Here is a 17630-nt window from a genome sequence, read left to right as displayed (position 1 = left end):
ATAGGCAACTGATAATTTCTACCGATTGGCTGGCTTCTCCCTTCCACGGCGGCGATGCCAGAAGCCTGATGGCAGCATCAGTTATGACATGTAAAGTCAAGCTCATAGGCTTGGGGGTAAGTCTTTAATTTGTAGAGGGATGTCGGCTTACAGATCAAATTAATGAGAGCTGAGATGTGAGAACTATTTCTAAATAGATTGTGTGGATAATTAACCACCCTGTAACGGCAGTGATATTTCAGTAGGAAGATAATCTGCAGTAGAGAGTCTTCGTGTCAGTGACTTGAGTCGAGGAATGGACGCTTGTCCATCCTCAGGCTAATACTTAGTTATCTGCCTGAAGAGGTGCAGAGCATGCAAACAAATTTGTTATTGTTTGTCGCAATGCCAATAAAGAGTGGGCAAGCTCTTTCAGCAGTTTGGCGTTATACTGCAACTATTTCGGTCGGCTTCGATATTTATGACAATTAAGAAAAATAAGACTGGTTCCAACCTATCCGACCAAAGCTCTTGCAGAGGCTGCACGCGCAAAGCTGAGCAGAGAGAGCTTTAGTCCTGAAGAACGATCCCCACTTTGCGTACAGGATCTTCGATGTTGTAGTGAGGTCGTTTAATATCCAGTCCCGGCTATCAATGGTACCGCGAGCTCTTTGGCCGTAGGGGTTATGATAAGAACGGTGGTATGGGTGTCTGCGCGATTTCGATTGCTCGCATTCAAAGATATTTTTTGAACGTGCTAACGGTGAGGGCCACCATAAAACCCAGCAACGCAGAACATGGAAGTAATACCCAATTGGGGCTCAGCGACCAAGGGAGCGATAGATAGATTACCCAAGGGCTGACCATCAACGGCAGCAATGTTCGCTTGGCTCGGTGATAGACGAAGCTGCTTTCCCTGTCCGCCCCGAACTTGCGGAGGTCGCGACGCATCAACCCGTCAACCAGTCCGGTGACTACCGCGAGTAAGAAAAGGGGCGTTGCGAGAGTGAGCACAGTCAAGCGCACCACGAACGTGAAAACTGTGAATAGAGCCGCCAGCAGGTAATCCTGGCCAGCGACATACGCCTGAGCAAGTTGTCCTTGCAGCGACGACTCGCGACTGAGCAATTTCAGCTGGATGTCGGATTGTGCCCAGCCTGAGCGGACTACAACCCAATCGTTTAGGCGTTCGAGGATTTTCGTGGCCGCTTGTGCTGGCTCTTGCACCAGGAGCGAGCTCCTAAAGTGGCTGCTGAGCCAGCCAAGTTCACTGAGCCACATGGCATGGCTGTGATGCCAGCCTTGGTCGGGCCAAAACCATAGCATGCCTACGAACTCCAGCAGGATGGAGAACAGCAGGGAAGCAAGCAGCAGGCCGAGCAATCGCAGGCACAGCTCAAGCGTGCCGAGGATCAGACTCGGTCGTCGTTGTGTTTGAGTCGGGTTGGTTGGGGCAGTAGGCATGGAAGGCTCCCAGGTGGTCGTGGGCTGCCAGGTGATCACGAGGAGTATTTACGCCCGGGTGGTGGCATCTCTGGATCAAAATCGACCGTCGGTGCGCCACCGGCACTGCTCCACCAACTCCCTGCATTGGCGTTGTAGGACTCGCGCATGCGCGCAGCCAGCGCTTGCAGATCTGCTGGCATCGCGTCGTCGCTGGCGGGTTTGGGCAGCGGTATCCGAACCTTCCACAGCTGCCCGCCTTCTTGGAACGAGAACATCTGGCCCTTGGGTAGGGCGATGATGTGCGCGGGTTCGATCAGCGGCACGGCCGTGGTGGTGACCCGGTCCTGCGAGGACGACGTGAAGTCGGTACGGGCATCGGGATCGGCCGTGTCGGTAGCGCCGGAGACCAGCGTACGCGTCTGCACATTGACCCTGGGCAGTTGATTGGTCAGGAGTTCGGCAGTCGCGGTTTCCCGCACGCGGAGTATCTGCAGGGTGTTGAAGTTACCGATCACCTGGCCAGCTTTGGCCCGGCTGCCGATGCGTGCCTCGATGTCGCTCAAGGTCTGGGTGTACGCGGTAACCTGGATACCGGCACCACCGCCCTTGTTGATCAGCGGAATGAACTCGTCGCCCATCAGCTCGTTGAACTCGTCGGCGTGCAGGTTGATGGGCACCTTTTCGGCCGCTCTGGAGGAGCTCGGCAGGCCATGGTCGATGCCGTGTTTGTAGATATGCCCGGCCACGGAGACCAGGTCGGCAAACATCGAGTTGCCGACCGCGGCAGCGACCTCGGCATCGGACAGTGCATCCAGGCCGACGTAGACGATGCCGCGTTTACGGATGACCTGCAGCCAGTCGAAGATTGGCCGTGGATCGTCGAGGTCGGCATAGTTGGGGGCCAGCAACTGCGCCGTCTTGCCGCTGGTGAGCTTTTCCAGCAGCGGCAGCAGCGAAGCGACGATCTTGTCGAAGTAGGTGCGGTCGTAGCGCACCGCCGAGCGCAGGCCATCCATCACTGGATCGAAAAGGCGCTTGGCAGTCAGGTACTGCTCGATGGCGACCACGCGTTTCTCGCGGCCAATCATGTGCCGCGGCACGTTCTTCTCGTTGAGCCGAGCTTCGAGATCCACAATGGTCTCCCACGCCTGCGGGTCATGGCGGGCGAAGAAGTGCTGGGCATATTCAATGAACAGCGCGTCGATGTTCACCACATGGCGCTGGATCTGCAGGTAGTCGGGGCGCCGGCCGAGCTCGATCAGCGCCCGGGCGATGATATTCACGAAGCGCCAGGCGAACTCGCGAAACGCCGCCGAGTTGCCTTCGCCGCTGAGTTGGCCGGCAATCCGAGTGGCGACTTCCGAGATGCGACCGAAACGGCCGATGGCGTTGTAGCGTGCGGAAATCTCCGGCCAGCCCAAATGGAAGACGTAGAACTCGTGCTCACGGCCGGCGCGTCGCGCTTCCACGTACATGCGCTTGAGCAGGTCGGCATCGCCTTTGGGGTCGAAGACGATCACCACTTCCTGGCTCGGCCGGTGGATGTCCTGGGTGATGTAGACCTCGGCCAGGCGCGTCTTGCCGACCCGGGTAGTGCCCAGGACCAGGGTATGGCCCACGCGCTCGCCCAAAGGCAAGGAGGCTTCCTGTTCGTTGGGCTCGACGCCGTGCAGCAGCGGGGAGCCACCCACGGGCGGCAGTGGTCGTACCGGGTTGAGTGGGCTGTCCCAGGCGGTTATCCAAGGCAAGATGGAGAGCCCTGGCGGTGCTTTTTCCAGGAGATGCTCCAGGCGGCGGGCCCACTGGTAGGCGGCCGACTGGTTGACGTAGCGGGCCAGCGCGGGATCCTGCGCTTCGAGCAAACGCTGGGTGTGCAGGCGGCTCCAGCGAAAACCACGGCCCATGAACAGGCGCTTGCTGCTGATAGGGATCTGTCGGCTGGTCAGCGAGTAGCGGGGTAGGCGGCGGATGTTGCGTCGATAACGCAAAACAATGCGGGCCTCATTGAGGCGCTTGAGGCCGAAGGCGGTATAGGCCAGGGCCATGCCGGCGCCAACTTCCGGCGACAGCGCCACCGCCCAGGGTGAATGCAGGCACAGCGCGCCGGCACCGGCACAGATGCCTACGGTGTACAGCTCCACTGCCGGGCGCAGCAGGGATTCCATCGCATGATCGCCCATGGCACTACCTCACTGTACCATGCCGGTCGGAGTGATCAGTACCGGGTAGTGCTCCAGTTCCAGCCGCTCGGCGATGTCGTCGCCACTCACCGGCCAGATGGCCAAACCAGGCGCTACCGCCTGGATACGCTGCAGCGCTGCGGCATCAACGACTTCAACAGCCAGGCCGTTGGCGCCCAGTCGCTTCAGCGCTGGCGCGTGCTGCGTCAGCCACGCCAACGAGGCGGCGTCCGCCCCAACCAGGAACAGCGGGACCATGCCGGGCAGATCCAGCGCTCTGCGGGGCACCTCACCCGGCGTGAGGCGCGCGCTGTGCACCGGCAAGACCCAGTTCAGGGTTCGTGGATCGGGCCGTTCGACCGCCGTAGCCGACTCAGCGGCAATGACAGGGGGCGTTGGCCCAAGCCATGCCCCGGCAGCCAACGACCCCATCAACCCGCAAATCAGTGCGCCCCGGCGAACGACAATCATGAGCGTGGTCCTCCACGGCTGGACGTGGCGGCTTCAAGGCGCTGCCAGTGCAGGCTGAACTGCGTGCGGTAGCGCGCCGCCGGGGGCCCTCCCGCAGGCCGGTGATAGTGGCCTGCGGCAATGACCCAGTCACCGACGTCGGCGTAGTGCGCGCGCAACAGATCGGCGGTGACGGCGAGGTTGGCGCGCGGATCGAGGGCATCGCAGGCGGTGGGATAGCGCTCCGGGTGATAACCCAGGTTGATCTGGCCCAGGCCGACATCGATGCGCTTGGGATCATGGCGGGTGAGCGCCGCTTTGAGTGCGCTGCAAGCCTGGTCACGGGTGGCGAAGCGCTGTGGCGTACCGGCCACATTCAAGGTCCACGGCCAGGGCAGAAGCCGCCCACGCAACGGTGTGCCGCTCTCTTGCTGGGCAATGGCGAACAACACCGAGGCCGGGATGCCGGCCTGGGCTGCGGCCAACTGGTAGGCCGGCGGAGGCAGGCCGCCTGCTTGGGCCGCCGTCACTCCCATCAGGGTCAGGGCGAGGGTCAATCGACGCGCTGCCATTTCCCTTCCACCTGTTGAAAGCGCGCGGGCAAGGTGCGGCTGGCGCCGAGGGCGAACCAGCGGCCACGGTCATGATTGAGGGTGACCTGGCCGCTGCCAACCTGGGCAGGGGTAATGCCCACCTTGCGCGCCCATTGGCGAATGCGCGCATCATCGCCCTGGCTGCCCACCAGATAGATGTCCAAGTGGGCGCCCGTGCTCAGCCATTGGCGGAGGCTGGCCTCACAGGTCGAACACGGATCTTCCACAAACACCGCATAGCGCGGGTTGCTCGACGGAGGGATTGCATCGCTCAATCCCTGTACCGGCCGCAGCCCTGGGAACAACCGCCCCCAGGCAGCAGAGTAGGCTTTTTGATAGGCCAGTTCGCGCTCGGCACGTTTGGCTTCGAGTCGCACCTGCAGCTCGGCGTAACGCTGGCGCTCCTGGTCCGAGTCGGCTTCCACGCCCAGGGTGGTCAGCGGATCGAGGTGCGGTGACCAGTACTGACGGGGACCGCTCTGCAGGCGCTCGAACTTGGACCATTCGTCGTCGGTCAGGCCCCAGGCCTTGGCCTGTGCTGCAGATCGCGCTTGCTGCAGCGCGGCCTGCTCGCTGGACTGCTGCTGCGTTTCGACCGTGGCTGGGGCACTCCATCCCGATCCCGACACCAGGCAGATGGGGAATAGGAGCAACGAGAGACTGATGAAACGGACCATATGCACCTCGTCATGGCAGGGGCAGCGAACGTTCGCCGAGGCCAGGCACCTGGAACACGGCCTGGTTCCGGCGAATGGCCTTAAGCTGCCAGTCGTTCAAGCTGTCACCGGGCTGCAGCAGGTGGACGGTCGACAGGGCATGCGCGCCGGCCGGTTGAGCCGAGACAAACCGAAGGTCGCCTCGGGTCTCGACACCCAGCAAGGTGAATGGCGGCGTCGGGGTTTGGGTTTTGGCGGCCGGTTTGGCGGGGGCTGCAGGCTGGGGTTGTGTGGATGGCGCAACCGGGCGAGCCTCGAGGGCGTGGACGGCGGTTTCGGCGTTGCCCATGCGCTGTTCCAGCGCGGCCAGGTCGGCCTTGGTCGGACCCAGCGGCACCGCTTCAATGGACTTGAGCGAAGCGTTCACCTCATCCAGCTGTTTGCTCAACGCCGCGAAGGTCGCGTCCTGCTGGCGCTGGTGCTCGCCCAGCGCGTTCACTTGCGCTGGGAGTGCCGCAAGGTCGGCGCTGAGTGCATCGAGGTCCCGCCACAGCGCCGGTACTGGATCGGCTGGCGCATTTTCCGCAGCGACTAGGAGCCTGGCCAGTTGCTGCTGGTGGTTGTAGGTCGTGGCGGCGAGTACTGCGGCGCCGAGGCACAGGGCCCCGAGCACCAGGGCCTGAAAGTGATGGACCTTCATGGCGCGATCTCCAGGGGCGGGCGAGGTGGGGCGGGCACCGGTGCGCGAAGGGCGTAACACACGCTGCGTTCGACCGGGTCGATCATGAGTCGCCAGGCCGGGCCGCCGAGGATGGTCAAGGCGTCCAGCAGCGCCATCGGCCCGAGTTGGTGCTGCACGGCCGGCAGGGGGCGGCTGAACAAGGTCGTGACCTCGGCGCGGTTGGTGCAGAGCGAGTAGCCCGAGCGCTGCAACACGTGGCGCAACGCATCACCGACCGTCGCATGCAGCGCCGGTGAAATCTGCACGGTGATGAGCTGGAATAAGGGCTGGCGTTGTTCCAGCGTCGGTCGCGTGCTGACCAGGGTGTAGCGGTCCTGGCGGACCCACGCCGGTGATTCTGACAACGGCTTGGACGGGGTGGCCGGAGCTGGTACGGCTTTGGCTGGCGCTTTCGATGGGGTGATGGCAGGCGACGTGTTGCAACCCGCCAGCGCGAGCATCAGGACAAGGTAAGGAAGTGCGGGCGTGTGCATGAGCAGGTCTCGACAGATGTTGCCGACACCTTGGCAACACGCGCGAGGTGCACCCACTGAAAAACCGAAGTTCCCCGTCCGGGTTATCAGGCTTAGTCCATAAAAAAGGCGCCCAGCAGGGCGCCTTAGGTCAATCGTCAGCAAACACTGGCAGTCCTGCCAGCGGGGCTGCATCAGGGTCAAACACCAGGAAGCGCGTGTCGGCCTGGCCGGCCAGCAACAACAGGGTCATCAACACCGGCGGTACCTGTTCATCCAACAGGCGGATGCAGACGTCCGCCGCTGAGCAACCGGGACCTTCCACGTGGGCGCTGCGGTGCCAGGGTGTGGAGTACAGCTTGCAGCCGACGGAGCGGTTGCTGACCAATGAGAAACATTCAAAGAAGCCCGCCGGTCGTTCGGAGCGGGCAAGCTGCTGAAGGTAGGCGTACTCGTCGGCCGGTAGGTGAGATGTGCTGATCTCCCAGCTGCGGCTGTACTGGCCGGTGGCAAAGGACAGCTGCTGCATCAGGTGTTCGGCAGCTTTCCGGGTGGGAAGGTCGCAGAGGTGCACCGAGCCACTCAACTGCTTGGCGGTGACCTGGTACAGCACGGTGCTGACCACGCTGTCCGCGGGCAACTGCATGCGAAGGAAACCCGAGACATCCTGGCCTTCCGTGATGACGGCGCAATCGTCATCGAACACGCAGGCCTGAGAGTTGATGTGATCGTCGTTCAACTCCAGCTGGGCGGTGTGCAAGGGGCGATAGCAGGGCGGGCACTGGTCGTCGTAGTGGATCTGAACCACGCGCTTGCAGGCAAATGCATGAAAACCGCGGGCAAACGGGTTGGGGGTTGAGGTGAGCATGATGGCGCTCCAATTAAAAGAGAACGCCACCCCATGCAGGCGGTGGCGGGTGGGGGAGGGTTAAATCCAGCCGTATTCGGCCAGGGAGAGGGGCTGACCTTCTCCGACGATGATGTGGTCCAGAACGCGGACCTCGACCAGCGCCAGGATTTCGATCAGGCGCGCCGTCAGCACGCGGTCGGCGCCGCTGGGCTCGGGGGAGCCGGAAGGGTGGTTGTGGCTGAGGATAACTGCGGCGGCGTTGTGTGCCAGTGCCTTGACCACCACTTCACGGGATACACCGAAGCCCCATCGATGCTGCCGAAAAACAACACCTCGAAGTCCAGCACGCGGTGCTGGGAATCGAGGTACAGCAGGGCAAACACCTCGTGGTGATAAGGCGCCAAGCGCAGCTTCAGGTAAGAGGCGGCGTCGGCCGGCGTGATGAGGACTTCGCCGCGTTGGAAGTAGCGTTGGTCCAACAGCTGCAGGGCTTCGTTGATCAGTGCATCTTCGTGGGCGCGCTGGGTCAGGACGGGGTCGAGGGGCTCGACCAGGGTCAATGGCGTGTTCATGAGCAAAGCCTCATATGCAGGAGCGCTCCGGGAGGAGGCCCCAAGTGGGTGAGATCAGGCGGTCACAGGCGGGTGAACCGATGGCGAGTGCCGTGCAACGGTGAGTGGCAGCTTTCGCAGGGGCGGGTGGAGAACGAGTCGATGCCGATGCCGGTGTCCGGATCGAAATCGGCGCTGAACGGCAGCAACGCTTGCACTGCCTCACGTATCTGCGCGATTCGCTCGTCAACTTCGGCCTCGCTGTAGTACAGCGACAAGGTGCTGAAGTCGTCGTAAGCCACCGCCTGCAGGCAGTCTTCGCAGAGCCAGAAGCTTTCCATGACAACCTCCGACGTGAATGAACAACAGGCGCTCCCAAGAGCGCCTGTTGTTGGCGGTCAAACTGCCTCAGGCAGATTGAGCTGCTGCGGTGGAGTTACGGGGGGCGGTTGGAGTTGGCTGGCGCTGATCGGAGTCACCGTCAGTGTTTGCCTTGTCCCCATCCGCCTCAGCAGGTTCCATCGCGTCAGAGGCAGCGTCGGTGCGGGCGGGCGCACGGTAGCTGAACTGGCCATCGACCTTGATCCACTCGATGAAGATCAGGCGGCCCTTGAGGCTGGCGCCGGGTTGACCCTTGCGTTCGCCTTTCTCGTACAGGAAGGGATCCACCCAGAGGTCGCCGATGCGAAACGCGATGAGGACCTTGCGTTCAGCGCGGACGTCTTCGAGGTGCTCACGGATCAGCCGTTCGGCTTCGCCGCCAGCGACTTTGCAGTCGAAGCGGGTGTACTCGACGTCGTCCGAGGCACCGTGCAAGGCAGCGATGTCACAGGCCATGAACGCTTGGCCGCGGCGAACCGGGACTTCGCGGACACGGTTCAGGTAACCGATGCCTTGGGTGTGCAGGTTGAAGTAGGTGGTGGGGGCGTTATTGCTTGCGGTGGCCATGGTGGATCTCCTGTTCAGCAGAAACGCGGACAACCACCGGCCCTGGCGGCTGGTGAGTTCCGCAAGGGTGAGGGTGCAAACACATGATCGGTAGAGAGGGCGCTCATCACCGACAGGTCGGTGACCGTGCGAGCTGCCGAGCGCGAGTCGCACTTGGGGAGAACCACCCGAAGCGGGCGCAGCCTTCAAGGTTCTGGCGGCCTGGGAGCTGTCAACGACAGCGGTGTGCAGCTCATCTATAAAACGCCGCAGAACCCCCGTCAACCGGGGATTTGCGGCGGTTTGGGCGGGTGGCAATCAGTGGCTTCCGGTGGATTCTCGGCGGCGAAAAAATAGCCCGACGGTCATCAGGCTAGGAAGAAGTGGACCACCTTTGATCCGGCGATGTGACACCGGAGTTCGTCGCAAACTCTCCGCTGTCGATCCACCGGGATCAACCGACCCTTGTCGTGGCCTAGGTCGGAATCAACTGGCACGCATCCGCGCACAAAAGGTGCCCAGTGTTTCGCCGGCGGGCACCGGAGCTGAGCATCGCCGCCGAAGCGGATGACCCTTGAGGCCTGGCACAAGCCGCATGGGTCATCCACCTAGGAGACTTGGAACGCTGAGAAGTTATCCGCAAAGGCGGTGAAGGATGGCTCCGAACTCTACGAGTCTGACCGAGCTGCCCGGAGCGAATCGGTCTGGGGTCGCCAAGTGGCGTGGGGCAACTTCACTACACCAGCGCGGCGGTGCGGCGTCAAGTCATGTCTTCTTCGGGCGCTTGGCTTTAGTTACCGGCTTGGTGCCCTTGCAGTCCGGGTAGCGGATGCAGGACCAGAAGCTGCCAGTACGGCCTTTGCGCTGGCGCATGCCGCTGCAACACACCGGGCAGAGCGGTCCCTTCGATGGGGGCGGCTGCAGGGTGAGCGAGGCGTTGCTGCGCACCAAGCGGGTCAGCCACTGCGACTGCTTGGCTAGAAAGGTCTCGACGCTCAACTGGCCCGACTCAATTCGGCCCAAAGCCTGCTCCCATAGCGCCGTCAGCACCGGATCGGCCACTTCCGCTGGCACTGCTTCGATCAGGGTGTGCGCCGCGGCTGAGGCGGCCAGGCTGCGTTTCTTCTTGGTCAGATAACCGTGGTCGATCAGCCCCTGAATGATGGCCGCGCGGGTGGCTTCGGTGCCGAGGCCGCAGCTCTCCCTGAGCGTCTGCTTGAGCCGCAGATCGGCCACCTGGTTGGCGATGGTTTTCATCGCCTTGACCAGCGTGCCCTCGGTGTAGGCCTTGGGGGGGTGTGTGCGTTGGATAATGGCGGCGGCGTCAGTCAGCGCCACCGAAACGGATTCTCGAAGTGTGGGTAGCCGTTGAGTCTGCTCGCCGGGCTCATTGCCGTGGGTTTCGTTGATCACCGCTTTCCAACCGCGCACCAGGATCTGCTTGCCCCGGGCCAGTAGCTGGTCGGCCTGGCTGTGCAGCAACACCTGGGTTTTCAGGTACTCATGCTCAGGAAGGAACTGAGCGAGGTAGCGGGCGCGGATCAGCGCGTAAACTGCCTGCTCGCGCTCAGACAGCTGAGTGAGGTCGAGCTTGATGGCGGTCGGAATGATCCCGTGGTGCGCGGTGATCTTGCTGCTGTTCCAGGCGCGCGAGCGGCGACACGGATCCAGCGCTTTGATGACCTGACCGAGCGCAGGGCTGGGAGCCACCAGGGCATGCAGTATGCGGGGCACCTCATCCAGCATGCTCTCGGGCAGGTAGCCGCAATCGGTGCGCGGGTAGGTCGTGGCCTTGTGGGTTTCGTAGAGGGCTTGGGCGATCCCCAGCGTTTCCTGGGCGCCGAGCCCGAGCTTGGCCGAGCAGACTTCTTGCAGGGTGCCGAGATCAAACGGCAGTGGCGGCCCTTCGCGGACGTGTTCCACCTCGATGGTGCCAATACGGGCCGTTCCGTGTTGGCTCAGGCGCAGTGCAGCTTGCCTGGCGGCCGCTTCATCAAGGCAGCGGCCCTCATCGTCGCAGACCGAAGCCGGAGGTTGCCAGCTGGCTTTGAAACTAACACCGTCTGCCACCAACTGGGCGTCGACGTTCCAGAAGGGGTGCGGCACAAAGCTCGCGATGGCCCGGTCGCGTTCGACTACCAGGCGCAACGTCGGGGTCTGGACGCGGCCAACCGGCAGCACACCATCAAAGCCGGCGCGGCGGCCGAGCAGGGTGAACAGCCGGCTTAGGTTGATGCCCACCAGCCAGTCGGCACGGGAGCGGGCCAGTGCACAGTGGTACAGCGGCAGGGTCTGTTCGCCCGGACGCAAGGCGGCCAAGGCCCGGCGGATCGAGGCTTCATCCAGGGCGGACAGCCACAGACGCAGGACCGGCCCCTGATACTGACAGCGCTCGAGGATCTCCCGGGCGATCATCTCGCCCTCGCGGTCAGCATCGGTGGCGATGACCACCTCAGCGCACCTTTGCAGCAGTTGGTCGATCACCTTCAGTTGGCTGGCGACCTTGGGCTTGACCACCAACTGCCAGTGATCGGGGATGATCGGCAGGTCGTCCAACGACCAGCGTTTGTAATCACCATAGGACTCAGGGGGCGCGGTTTCTAGCAGATGGCCGATGCACCAGGTGACGGTGACGTTCTGGCCCTGCAGGTAGCCATCGCCGCGCCAGCTGGCCTGCAGTACTCGGGCGATGTCACGGGCTTGGGACGGTTTCTCGCAGATGAACAGGCGCATATGCGGGCCCTCTCGGTGGTTTCCGACAGGGTGGGGGTGTGGCCGTGAAGCGCCAGGGTAAAGCCGAAAACGGAGGGATCGGTTCGACGTTTCAGCGCAGGGCTAAAACCTTACTTGCGTTGCGCAAGATGAGTGGCCAGCGTTTGCAGAAACTCCAGGGCGAACTGTTTATCGGCATCGCCCAGCTCCTTGATGATCGCGGTGATCTGCTGGCCCTGGTCCTGGGGGCGAGGACTGATGGCCAGCAGCAGCTCATCGACGGGGCAGCCATACAGGTCAGCCAACTGCAGCAACTTCGTCACGGACAGCTCCACCAGGCCACGCTCCAGACGCGAGACGGCCTCGCCGGTAATGCGCAGGTGTTCGCCGACCTGCTCCTGGGTCAAACCACGGTCGCGACGGTACTTCGCCAACTGGCGGCCAATGTGATGTGGGCTAGGCTCTTTGACGGGCAACGGGGCGCTCTCCAATTCGATCCATATGGTTGACTACCCACCCAAGGATATGAGCGGCTCAGAGAGTTGACTGGCAACCCTATGAGGCGTATCACGAAAAATAACTGCAGGACCCGCCCGTCCACACGGAGGCTTCAACTTGCACGGATCCCACCAGAGTGAGGCAGACAAGTTAGCGATCAAGGCCTACGAGCTGTTCATGGCCACGCAACTGGAACCGGAGAATGGGGAGGCGCGCGCGCACTTGATTGCCTGGGTTCAGGAGAGTCCGGCGCACTGGCGGGCATTCCTTGCCCTGGATCAGTGCCTGACGGAGGTGAAGCAGTTGCTGGAGAGTGAACGGCGGGGTAAACCCCGACCCAATAGAACGCGCTAGAGGGGCCAGTACTGCTCGCCGGTTGGGCGGCGCAGCCCCTGCGGTATCGCGCAGGGCGCAGTGATTCCACTGAGTTCCACGGATCACCCGGCCTTGCGCGGGGCTTTCTTGCCACCGCCTTTACGCGTGGCGCTGGGAGTGTCTTGAGCTTTCTCACGCATCGAGACCGAGGCCAGGCGATGCGGCAGGATACCAATGCGCCGGGCCTCGACCTTGAAGGTCACCCGCGCGTTGTCCTCGCTGTCTTCCCACTCCTCCTTGACCGTGCGGCCTTCGACCAGGACGCGCATGCCTTTCTGGTACAGCGTGCTCCAATGCTCGGCATCGCGGTGCCAAAGCTCGACGGGCGCCCAGTAGCCGCCGCGATCCTCGTAGCCACCCTCGCGCGGTACCGGGTTGTCGAAATAGACGTTCAGCCGCAGCAGGCGTCGTGGTTCATCCGGGTTGGAGTTGAACTCCTGAAACTCCGGCACACTGCCGATGTTGCCTTCACCTACAAACAACGTACTCATGCGGGTCACTCCTCGGTGGGGGAACGGGTCAGGGCGAGTTCGGCGGCCTCGAGCTTGCCGGCACCGGCGACAGCCTGGCGATACAGTGACTGCAGGCTGCTCATCTGCAGGTTCAGCACCACCCGGTTGGTCTCCAGCTGATACAACGCCTGCCGCAGTTCAGGGTGCAGATGCGGATGAACCACCGCCTCCTGCCACACCTGCACGCCCATGCGCTGAAAGTCCGGGCTGCGCCAGCGCAGGAAGTCGGTGCCGGTCGCGCTGTGCTGCACGACCAGTCGCAGTTCCAGCAACGAGAACGGGGGCTGCGCCATGATCGCCAGCATCACTGCCATCAACTCGGCGACCTGGGTGCGCAGGCGCAGGATCGTCTCGGCGAACTGCTGCAGCTCCCCCTTACCCTTAAAAGGCTTTAAAAGGCCTTTTAGGGAGGCACCTTGTGCGAACTCACGATAGACATCTGCTGACAAACGCCGGGCAATCGCGTCGGCCAAGGTCATGCCTCACCTCCTTCGGCCGGTTCTTCTGGCTCAGGGAGAGCTTCGACCTCAGGTTGGTCGTGTTGATCCGACCCAGCGGGTAGCGGTTCTGAGGTACCCCGCGTGATGGGCGGGGCGAATTGGGAGCGGTGGCTGCCCTCGAGGATCTTGCTTGGTGGCGTGCCGAACTTGTCGATCGCTTCACGGGCGCGGGCGTTGTTGGCGGCCATGTCATCCCGACTGACCCCTGCCAGCCGGTAGCGCTGGGCCAGACCGAACAGGCTGCGCAGCTCGTGGGCGCCGCGATCGATCCAGGTTTCCATGTCGGGGCGGCCGATTAAGGCGGTGTGGTGGGCGAGCAGAACGCGGCGCACCAGGGCGTCGTAGTCGGTCAGCAGGTAGACCGCGAGAAAGCCAAGCTGGCTGCCGATGAACAGGGGGAGGGTGACGGGATGGATATTGAGGTTGTCGCCGATGTCGACTTGGGTGGGCAGGGCGCGCTCCACCCGACTGACCTGCTTGGTCAGCGCACGCAGTTCGGCCTTGGCCTGCAGCAGCTTGTCCTCCAGTTGCAGCATGAACCAGTCGGCGAAGGGGTCATCCTGGCTGCTGGCGTGCTTGAGCAGGTTGGTGACGCCGATGTAACCGGGCATGCCCATGATCGCGTGTACCCCTTCGCGGCCCATGCGGCCTTGCCACAGCCGCGCCGCATGATGGGTATGCAAGGTGAGGGTGATGCTGCTGCGCAGGGAGCCCAGGTTGAGCTGGTAGTGATCGGTCATCGCCAGTACCTCGCCGTCGGAATGACGCCGACGATGGGCCGATTAGTGCGGTTCGACGCGAATCAACATGAAGGTGGTCCGCTCGTAATTTCAGGCGGTGGATCTCGGTGGATTCAATGGCATGGGCATCAAGTCCACCGAGATCCACCCCTAGGTCGGCGCAAGCGAACCACGACAGCGTTGTTTCAGTTCCTCCAGGCAGGAGAGGGCGAGGGGCGAGGCGGTGCGCTGACCACCGCGCTTCGGTCGTTCGCTGGGAGGCTCTGCTGGCACAGGCCTCGCTGGATTTGAAGTCGGTCTTGAGGTCTTGACCTCCTCGGTACGCGCGGCCCACAGGGTGAACTCGCCTTGGCAGGCGCGTTTGATCAAGCCCATCAGGTAGGCGACCGGTTTTCGGATCTCGCCGCGGGCGCAGCGCACCGCCGCTTCATTGATCACCGCTTGTTGCTGTTCCGGTTCGAGCTGGCGCATCGCCTGGGAGGCCATGCGCCGCTCGGTCGAATTCAGCGGTAAATCTTCAGGCCAGCGTGCACGACCAAACTCGACCTGTGCCAGTACTGTACTTTTTTTGCTTTGGTCTTTCTGTACTGTACGGCCGGCGTCGGCATTCCGAACCACAGCCGAATCCGGTGCATTGCCGCACAGTTCGGAATCGGTGGCCGAGGCGTGAGGATTCCGAACGGGGTGGAGCAGGCCAGGTTCGGAATGTTGCGCCTGCGCGGCTTCGTTGATCAGCAGCAGCGAGTGTTGCTGTGTCGGCGGCAGTGCGCCCAGCCTGTCCTTGTCGCCTTGGACGACTTGCGGGTCGGCTTGAATTTCGGCCAGCACATGCTGCGTCACATCACGCACCCCCTTGGTGGCGTGGCTGAGGTTCTGTTGCAGGAGATCCGCGTAGCCGCTGTCCAGCTCAAGCTGCTCGGCCGCCGTCAACGGATCGCCGTGCAGCACGTAGATGCAACCGCGCAGGCAGCCTTGGGCATCGCGCGAGCGGTCGACCAGGCTGAGCCAGCGGGTGGTACGCAGGACGTTCAGTGCGCGGGCGATGGTCTCGCGCGACGCCTGGGTGCCACAGGGGCTGGCTGCCAGGTAGGGTTGCAGGTCCTGGTAGCGGGGCATTTTAACCTGGCGTTCGGTGATCAGCCAGCGCAGCACCTGCCAGGTGTTGCGCTCCAGCGGGGTCAGTCGACGATCGAGTAGCAAGGCCTGCGGCAAGGGATTGTTGTCGCCGTAGTAGATCGTGCGCAGCGCGGGCTCCGCAGCAGCCGCTTGTTGGGCCTGGGCGGCCTGAAACTCATTGCGGCGTCGAAGGGCGTCGTAGCACTGGCGCACCACGTCCTGCCAGTCCACTTCGTAGAAGCTCAGCATGGCGTACCTCCGTACAGTTCGACCTGTTGCCAGACCTGGGTCAGGCTGATGTGCTGTTCCTCGGCCAGCATCATCATCGTGTCCAGTGGATCGTTGTCTGGCTCCTCCGCCCGTAACTGGCTCCAGCGGTTCCACACCGCATGCTCCTGGGCTTCACTGAGCTGGACCGGCCGGCCGCGGTGGGTTTCGATTTTCAGTATTCGGCGGCGCAACGCCGTTTCCGAATGGTCCAGGCCGAAACAGCGGTACATGATAGTCGAGCTCGCGCCGAGCTTCAGTGCCCGGTTGATCAGGCGTTCGTTCTGCTCGTCGCGCTCGGCCTGGACGATCAGGCGGCGCAGGACGGTGATATCAACCTTGACCTCAACCCAGGCGATTGATGAATGCGCCAAGTGGGACAGGGTGGTCGGAGGCAGCGATTGCAGGACCTCGATGTCTTCGTCGGCCAGGCCCAGCGCTTTGCAGCGCTGCAGACGGCCATGGCGCAGCTCATGCAGCACCTGGTTCAACATCGCATGGTTCAACAGATTGAAGGTCGTGCTCATGAGGCGGCTCCTCACTTAACGCGTGGACGACAGCGTCAGGTCGATCAACTGCCGGGCGTGGCGGATCAGGCTGAACAGCTGCTCCAGCTGGGTATCGGGTAGTCGTTCGAGGCCCACGGTTAGGGCAGGGCGCTCGGGGAAGGGCAGGTCGTAGGTGCCAATCAGCAATTGGCCAAATAGCGCAGCCGGCAGCTGCTGACGTTGTTGCGAAGTCACGTCGTCCTGCAAGCGCAGCAGGGCTGAGAGCAGTAGCTGAATGCCGGTATGTCTAGGGCTCAGTTGCTCGCCATGCTCCAGCGTAAGGGTAAAACCCAAGCCCTCTGCGTGCGGCGTGACCATGGCACTGGCATCGGCATATGCCGCCAGGTCTGTCGCCAGGGCGGCACAACGCTCACGCAATGCAGTGATGTCACCCTGTAGCGGTGCGAGAGGTGAGGCGGAACCCAGGGAGGGCTCACCGGCATCAAGGGCGTTTGGCACCCTCGCAGCAAGCGGATCGTCATCACTCAGCGCCTCGCGGATGTTTGGGAGGCGTGGAGTCTCGGCTGCCGCAGTGTTGTCCGCACTGCTCATCGGCTCCGGTGCGGGCGATTGAGGCGCCGATTGTGCTTCATCTTCGACAGGCAGCTGGGGGGAGCACTCACCTTGTGGGGCTTGCGGCAGCGGCTGAGGCGTTTCCGCAGGCGGCGTTGAGCGAAGCGGTTCCTGATGCATTTCCAAGGCGAGCAGGCGGGGCGTCTGCTTCAACTGCACCGCCATCCTGGCAATCAGCTCATCCTGCAGCTCACCCCAGTTCAGATCGGGCTTATCACTGTCGAATGCCGACAGCACTTCGAACCAGAGCAGTGCGAAGTGTTGAACGTCCCCCAAATACTGATTCCAGATCGACTCCGCCCGGCGCCGCAGGTTAATGATCCGGGCGATGGTGGGTTTGCCAAGCCCGGCATACAACACCTGCGGGATGACCGGTAGCAGGTGTTCGAGCGTGTCGAACATGCGGCTGATATGCGATTGTGAAATCGGGTAGCCGCCCTTGCTCAAGCGTGTGGACAGTTCACGCTGACTGAGAGGGGCATCGGGCTCTTGTAACATGTCCCTGAGTTTTGCCACCGCGAGCGATCGCTCAATGAACGTGAGCTGGCCATGCAGGTCACTTTCGGCCAGGTGCCCGATCAAGGCATGCGACTCGGACTGCCAAGGGCGGAACAGGCAGTGGATCTGAAAGAATCGCTCCTCGCGGGTTTCCTGCCAGAGTTCGCCGAGGATGCTCAAACGGGTGTTGCCGCCATTGCGGATTATGAAATGCGGCTCATCCGGACGGCGGGTGATCGCAGGGGGCTGATCCAGGCCGCGTTCGCGGATCGAGGCTTTGATCTCGTCATACAGCGGGTTGCGAACCACCCGCGGGTTGAGCTCGTAGGGGCGCAATTGCTCCAGGCTGACCACCAACGGTGTATCCCCGACCGGCACGGGCGAGCTGTCGAGGCCATGTTTCTGTGGAAAATGCGCCTGCTGCAACTGTCGCGTGATGTCTTCGGAAGAGGGCGGCTTCATCGC

General features: G+C 62.7%; 18 protein-coding genes and 1 pseudogene. All 19 read right to left on the bottom strand.

The features are described from left to right. Positions 1-714 precede the first annotated feature (714 nt). Complete coding sequence (locus tag APH44_RS13855) at positions 715-1443, bottom strand: TIGR03747 family integrating conjugative element membrane protein (protein ID WP_024717422.1); 729 nt, start codon at positions 1441-1443, stop codon at positions 715-717. Positions 1444-1478: 35 nt separating this feature from the next. After that, the gene (traD, locus tag APH44_RS13850; RefSeq protein ID WP_016488067.1) at positions 1479-3605 is read right to left on the bottom strand and encodes a type IV conjugative transfer system coupling protein TraD; all 2127 of its coding nucleotides are present in this window, start codon (positions 3603-3605) and stop codon (positions 1479-1481) included. Positions 3606-3614: 9 nt separating this feature from the next. After that, positions 3615-4076 (bottom strand): integrating conjugative element protein, encoded by a 462-nt coding sequence (locus APH44_RS13845; protein WP_230849746.1) that lies wholly within the window; start codon positions 4074-4076, stop codon positions 3615-3617. Continuing rightward, on the bottom strand, positions 4073-4627 hold the full coding sequence (locus APH44_RS13840) for a lytic transglycosylase (protein ID WP_016488065.1): 555 nt from the start codon (positions 4625-4627) through the stop codon (positions 4073-4075). Before APH44_RS13840 ends, APH44_RS13845 begins: the two co-directional genes overlap by 4 nt. Further along, a complete protein-coding gene (locus tag APH44_RS13835; protein ID WP_016488064.1) occupies positions 4609-5325 on the bottom strand; it encodes a TIGR03759 family integrating conjugative element protein in 717 nt (238 codons plus the stop codon). Before APH44_RS13835 ends, APH44_RS13840 begins: the two co-directional genes overlap by 19 nt. 10 nt (positions 5326-5335) lie before the next feature. After that, on the bottom strand, positions 5336-6004 hold the full coding sequence (locus APH44_RS13830; RefSeq protein WP_016488063.1) for a hypothetical protein: 669 nt from the start codon (positions 6002-6004) through the stop codon (positions 5336-5338). Then, the gene (locus tag APH44_RS13825; protein WP_102082271.1) at positions 6001-6390 is read right to left on the bottom strand and encodes a PilL N-terminal domain-containing protein; all 390 of its coding nucleotides are present in this window, start codon (positions 6388-6390) and stop codon (positions 6001-6003) included. Before APH44_RS13825 ends, APH44_RS13830 begins: the two co-directional genes overlap by 4 nt. Positions 6391-6649: 259 nt before the next feature. Beyond that, positions 6650-7366, bottom strand: a complete 717-nt coding sequence (locus tag APH44_RS13820; RefSeq protein WP_016488061.1) for a hypothetical protein — start codon at positions 7364-7366, stop codon at positions 6650-6652. Between the two features lie 60 nt (positions 7367-7426). After that, positions 7427-7920 (bottom strand): annotated as a pseudogene (locus APH44_RS13815) (JAB domain-containing protein). Positions 7921-7982: 62 nt separating this feature from the next. Next, complete coding sequence (locus APH44_RS13810) at positions 7983-8240, bottom strand: hypothetical protein (protein ID WP_016488060.1); 258 nt, start codon at positions 8238-8240, stop codon at positions 7983-7985. Between the two features lie 67 nt (positions 8241-8307). Then, a complete protein-coding gene (locus APH44_RS13805) occupies positions 8308-8847 on the bottom strand; it encodes an STY4534 family ICE replication protein (RefSeq protein ID WP_016488059.1) in 540 nt (179 codons plus the stop codon). Positions 8848-9591: 744 nt separating this feature from the next. Next, positions 9592-11559, bottom strand: coding sequence for a DNA topoisomerase III (locus APH44_RS13800; protein ID WP_016488058.1), 1968 nt, complete (start codon positions 11557-11559; stop codon positions 9592-9594). A gap of 110 nt (positions 11560-11669) precedes the next feature. Next, positions 11670-12014, bottom strand: coding sequence for a helix-turn-helix domain-containing protein (locus APH44_RS13795; RefSeq protein ID WP_024717424.1), 345 nt, complete (start codon positions 12012-12014; stop codon positions 11670-11672). Between the two features lie 459 nt (positions 12015-12473). Then, positions 12474-12902: a single-stranded DNA-binding protein gene (locus tag APH44_RS13785; protein WP_016488055.1), complete on the bottom strand. Its 429-nt coding sequence runs from the start codon at positions 12900-12902 to the stop codon at positions 12474-12476. Positions 12903-12907: 5 nt separating this feature from the next. Further along, positions 12908-13402, bottom strand: a complete 495-nt coding sequence (locus tag APH44_RS13780; RefSeq protein ID WP_016488054.1) for a DUF3158 family protein — start codon at positions 13400-13402, stop codon at positions 12908-12910. Beyond that, complete coding sequence (locus APH44_RS13775) at positions 13399-14163, bottom strand: PFL_4669 family integrating conjugative element protein (RefSeq protein WP_016488053.1); 765 nt, start codon at positions 14161-14163, stop codon at positions 13399-13401. Before APH44_RS13775 ends, APH44_RS13780 begins: the two co-directional genes overlap by 4 nt. 150 nt (positions 14164-14313) lie before the next feature. Further along, positions 14314-15528, bottom strand: coding sequence for an STY4528 family pathogenicity island replication protein (locus APH44_RS13770; RefSeq protein WP_016488052.1), 1215 nt, complete (start codon positions 15526-15528; stop codon positions 14314-14316). Next, positions 15522-16073, bottom strand: a complete 552-nt coding sequence (locus APH44_RS13765; protein WP_016488051.1) for a DUF2857 domain-containing protein — start codon at positions 16071-16073, stop codon at positions 15522-15524. Before APH44_RS13765 ends, APH44_RS13770 begins: the two co-directional genes overlap by 7 nt. Positions 16074-16088: 15 nt before the next feature. Further along, positions 16089-17627 (bottom strand): ParB family protein, encoded by a 1539-nt coding sequence (locus APH44_RS13760; RefSeq protein WP_016488050.1) that lies wholly within the window; start codon positions 17625-17627, stop codon positions 16089-16091. Positions 17628-17630 lie beyond the last annotated feature (3 nt).

This window comes from Pseudomonas sp. NBRC 111143 (assembly GCF_001320965.1).
In the GTDB taxonomy this organism is placed as follows: Bacteria; Pseudomonadota; Gammaproteobacteria; order Pseudomonadales; family Pseudomonadaceae; genus Aquipseudomonas; species Aquipseudomonas machongensis.
Note: the sequence above shows the minus strand (reverse complement) of the source record. Positions and strands in the feature narration are given on the sequence as shown.

Excerpts from the sequence above, each read along its gene's own strand:
- APH44_RS13855 (WP_024717422.1), bottom strand. The coding sequence starts at position 1,443 with ATGCCTACTGCCCCAACCAACCCGACTCAAACACAACGACGACCGAGT.
- traD (WP_016488067.1), bottom strand. The coding sequence starts at position 3,605 with ATGGGCGATCATGCGATGGAATCCCTGCTGCGCCCGGCAGTGGAGCTG.
- APH44_RS13845 (WP_230849746.1), bottom strand. The coding sequence starts at position 4,076 with ATGATTGTCGTTCGCCGGGGCGCACTGATTTGCGGGTTGATGGGGTCG.
- APH44_RS13840 (WP_016488065.1), bottom strand. The coding sequence starts at position 4,627 with ATGGCAGCGCGTCGATTGACCCTCGCCCTGACCCTGATGGGAGTGACG.
- APH44_RS13835 (WP_016488064.1), bottom strand. The coding sequence starts at position 5,325 with ATGGTCCGTTTCATCAGTCTCTCGTTGCTCCTATTCCCCATCTGCCTG.
- APH44_RS13830 (WP_016488063.1), bottom strand. The coding sequence starts at position 6,004 with ATGAAGGTCCATCACTTTCAGGCCCTGGTGCTCGGGGCCCTGTGCCTC.
- APH44_RS13820 (WP_016488061.1), bottom strand. The coding sequence starts at position 7,366 with ATGCTCACCTCAACCCCCAACCCGTTTGCCCGCGGTTTTCATGCATTT.
- APH44_RS13810 (WP_016488060.1), bottom strand. The coding sequence starts at position 8,240 with ATGGAAAGCTTCTGGCTCTGCGAAGACTGCCTGCAGGCGGTGGCTTAC.
- APH44_RS13805 (WP_016488059.1), bottom strand. The coding sequence starts at position 8,847 with ATGGCCACCGCAAGCAATAACGCCCCCACCACCTACTTCAACCTGCAC.
- APH44_RS13800 (WP_016488058.1), bottom strand. The coding sequence starts at position 11,559 with ATGCGCCTGTTCATCTGCGAGAAACCGTCCCAAGCCCGTGACATCGCC.
- APH44_RS13785 (WP_016488055.1), bottom strand. The coding sequence starts at position 12,902 with ATGAGTACGTTGTTTGTAGGTGAAGGCAACATCGGCAGTGTGCCGGAG.
- APH44_RS13780 (WP_016488054.1), bottom strand. The coding sequence starts at position 13,402 with ATGACCTTGGCCGACGCGATTGCCCGGCGTTTGTCAGCAGATGTCTAT.
- APH44_RS13775 (WP_016488053.1), bottom strand. The coding sequence starts at position 14,163 with ATGACCGATCACTACCAGCTCAACCTGGGCTCCCTGCGCAGCAGCATC.
- APH44_RS13770 (WP_016488052.1), bottom strand. The coding sequence starts at position 15,528 with ATGCTGAGCTTCTACGAAGTGGACTGGCAGGACGTGGTGCGCCAGTGC.
- APH44_RS13765 (WP_016488051.1), bottom strand. The coding sequence starts at position 16,073 with ATGAGCACGACCTTCAATCTGTTGAACCATGCGATGTTGAACCAGGTG.
- APH44_RS13760 (WP_016488050.1), bottom strand. The coding sequence starts at position 17,627 with ATGAAGCCGCCCTCTTCCGAAGACATCACGCGACAGTTGCAGCAGGCG.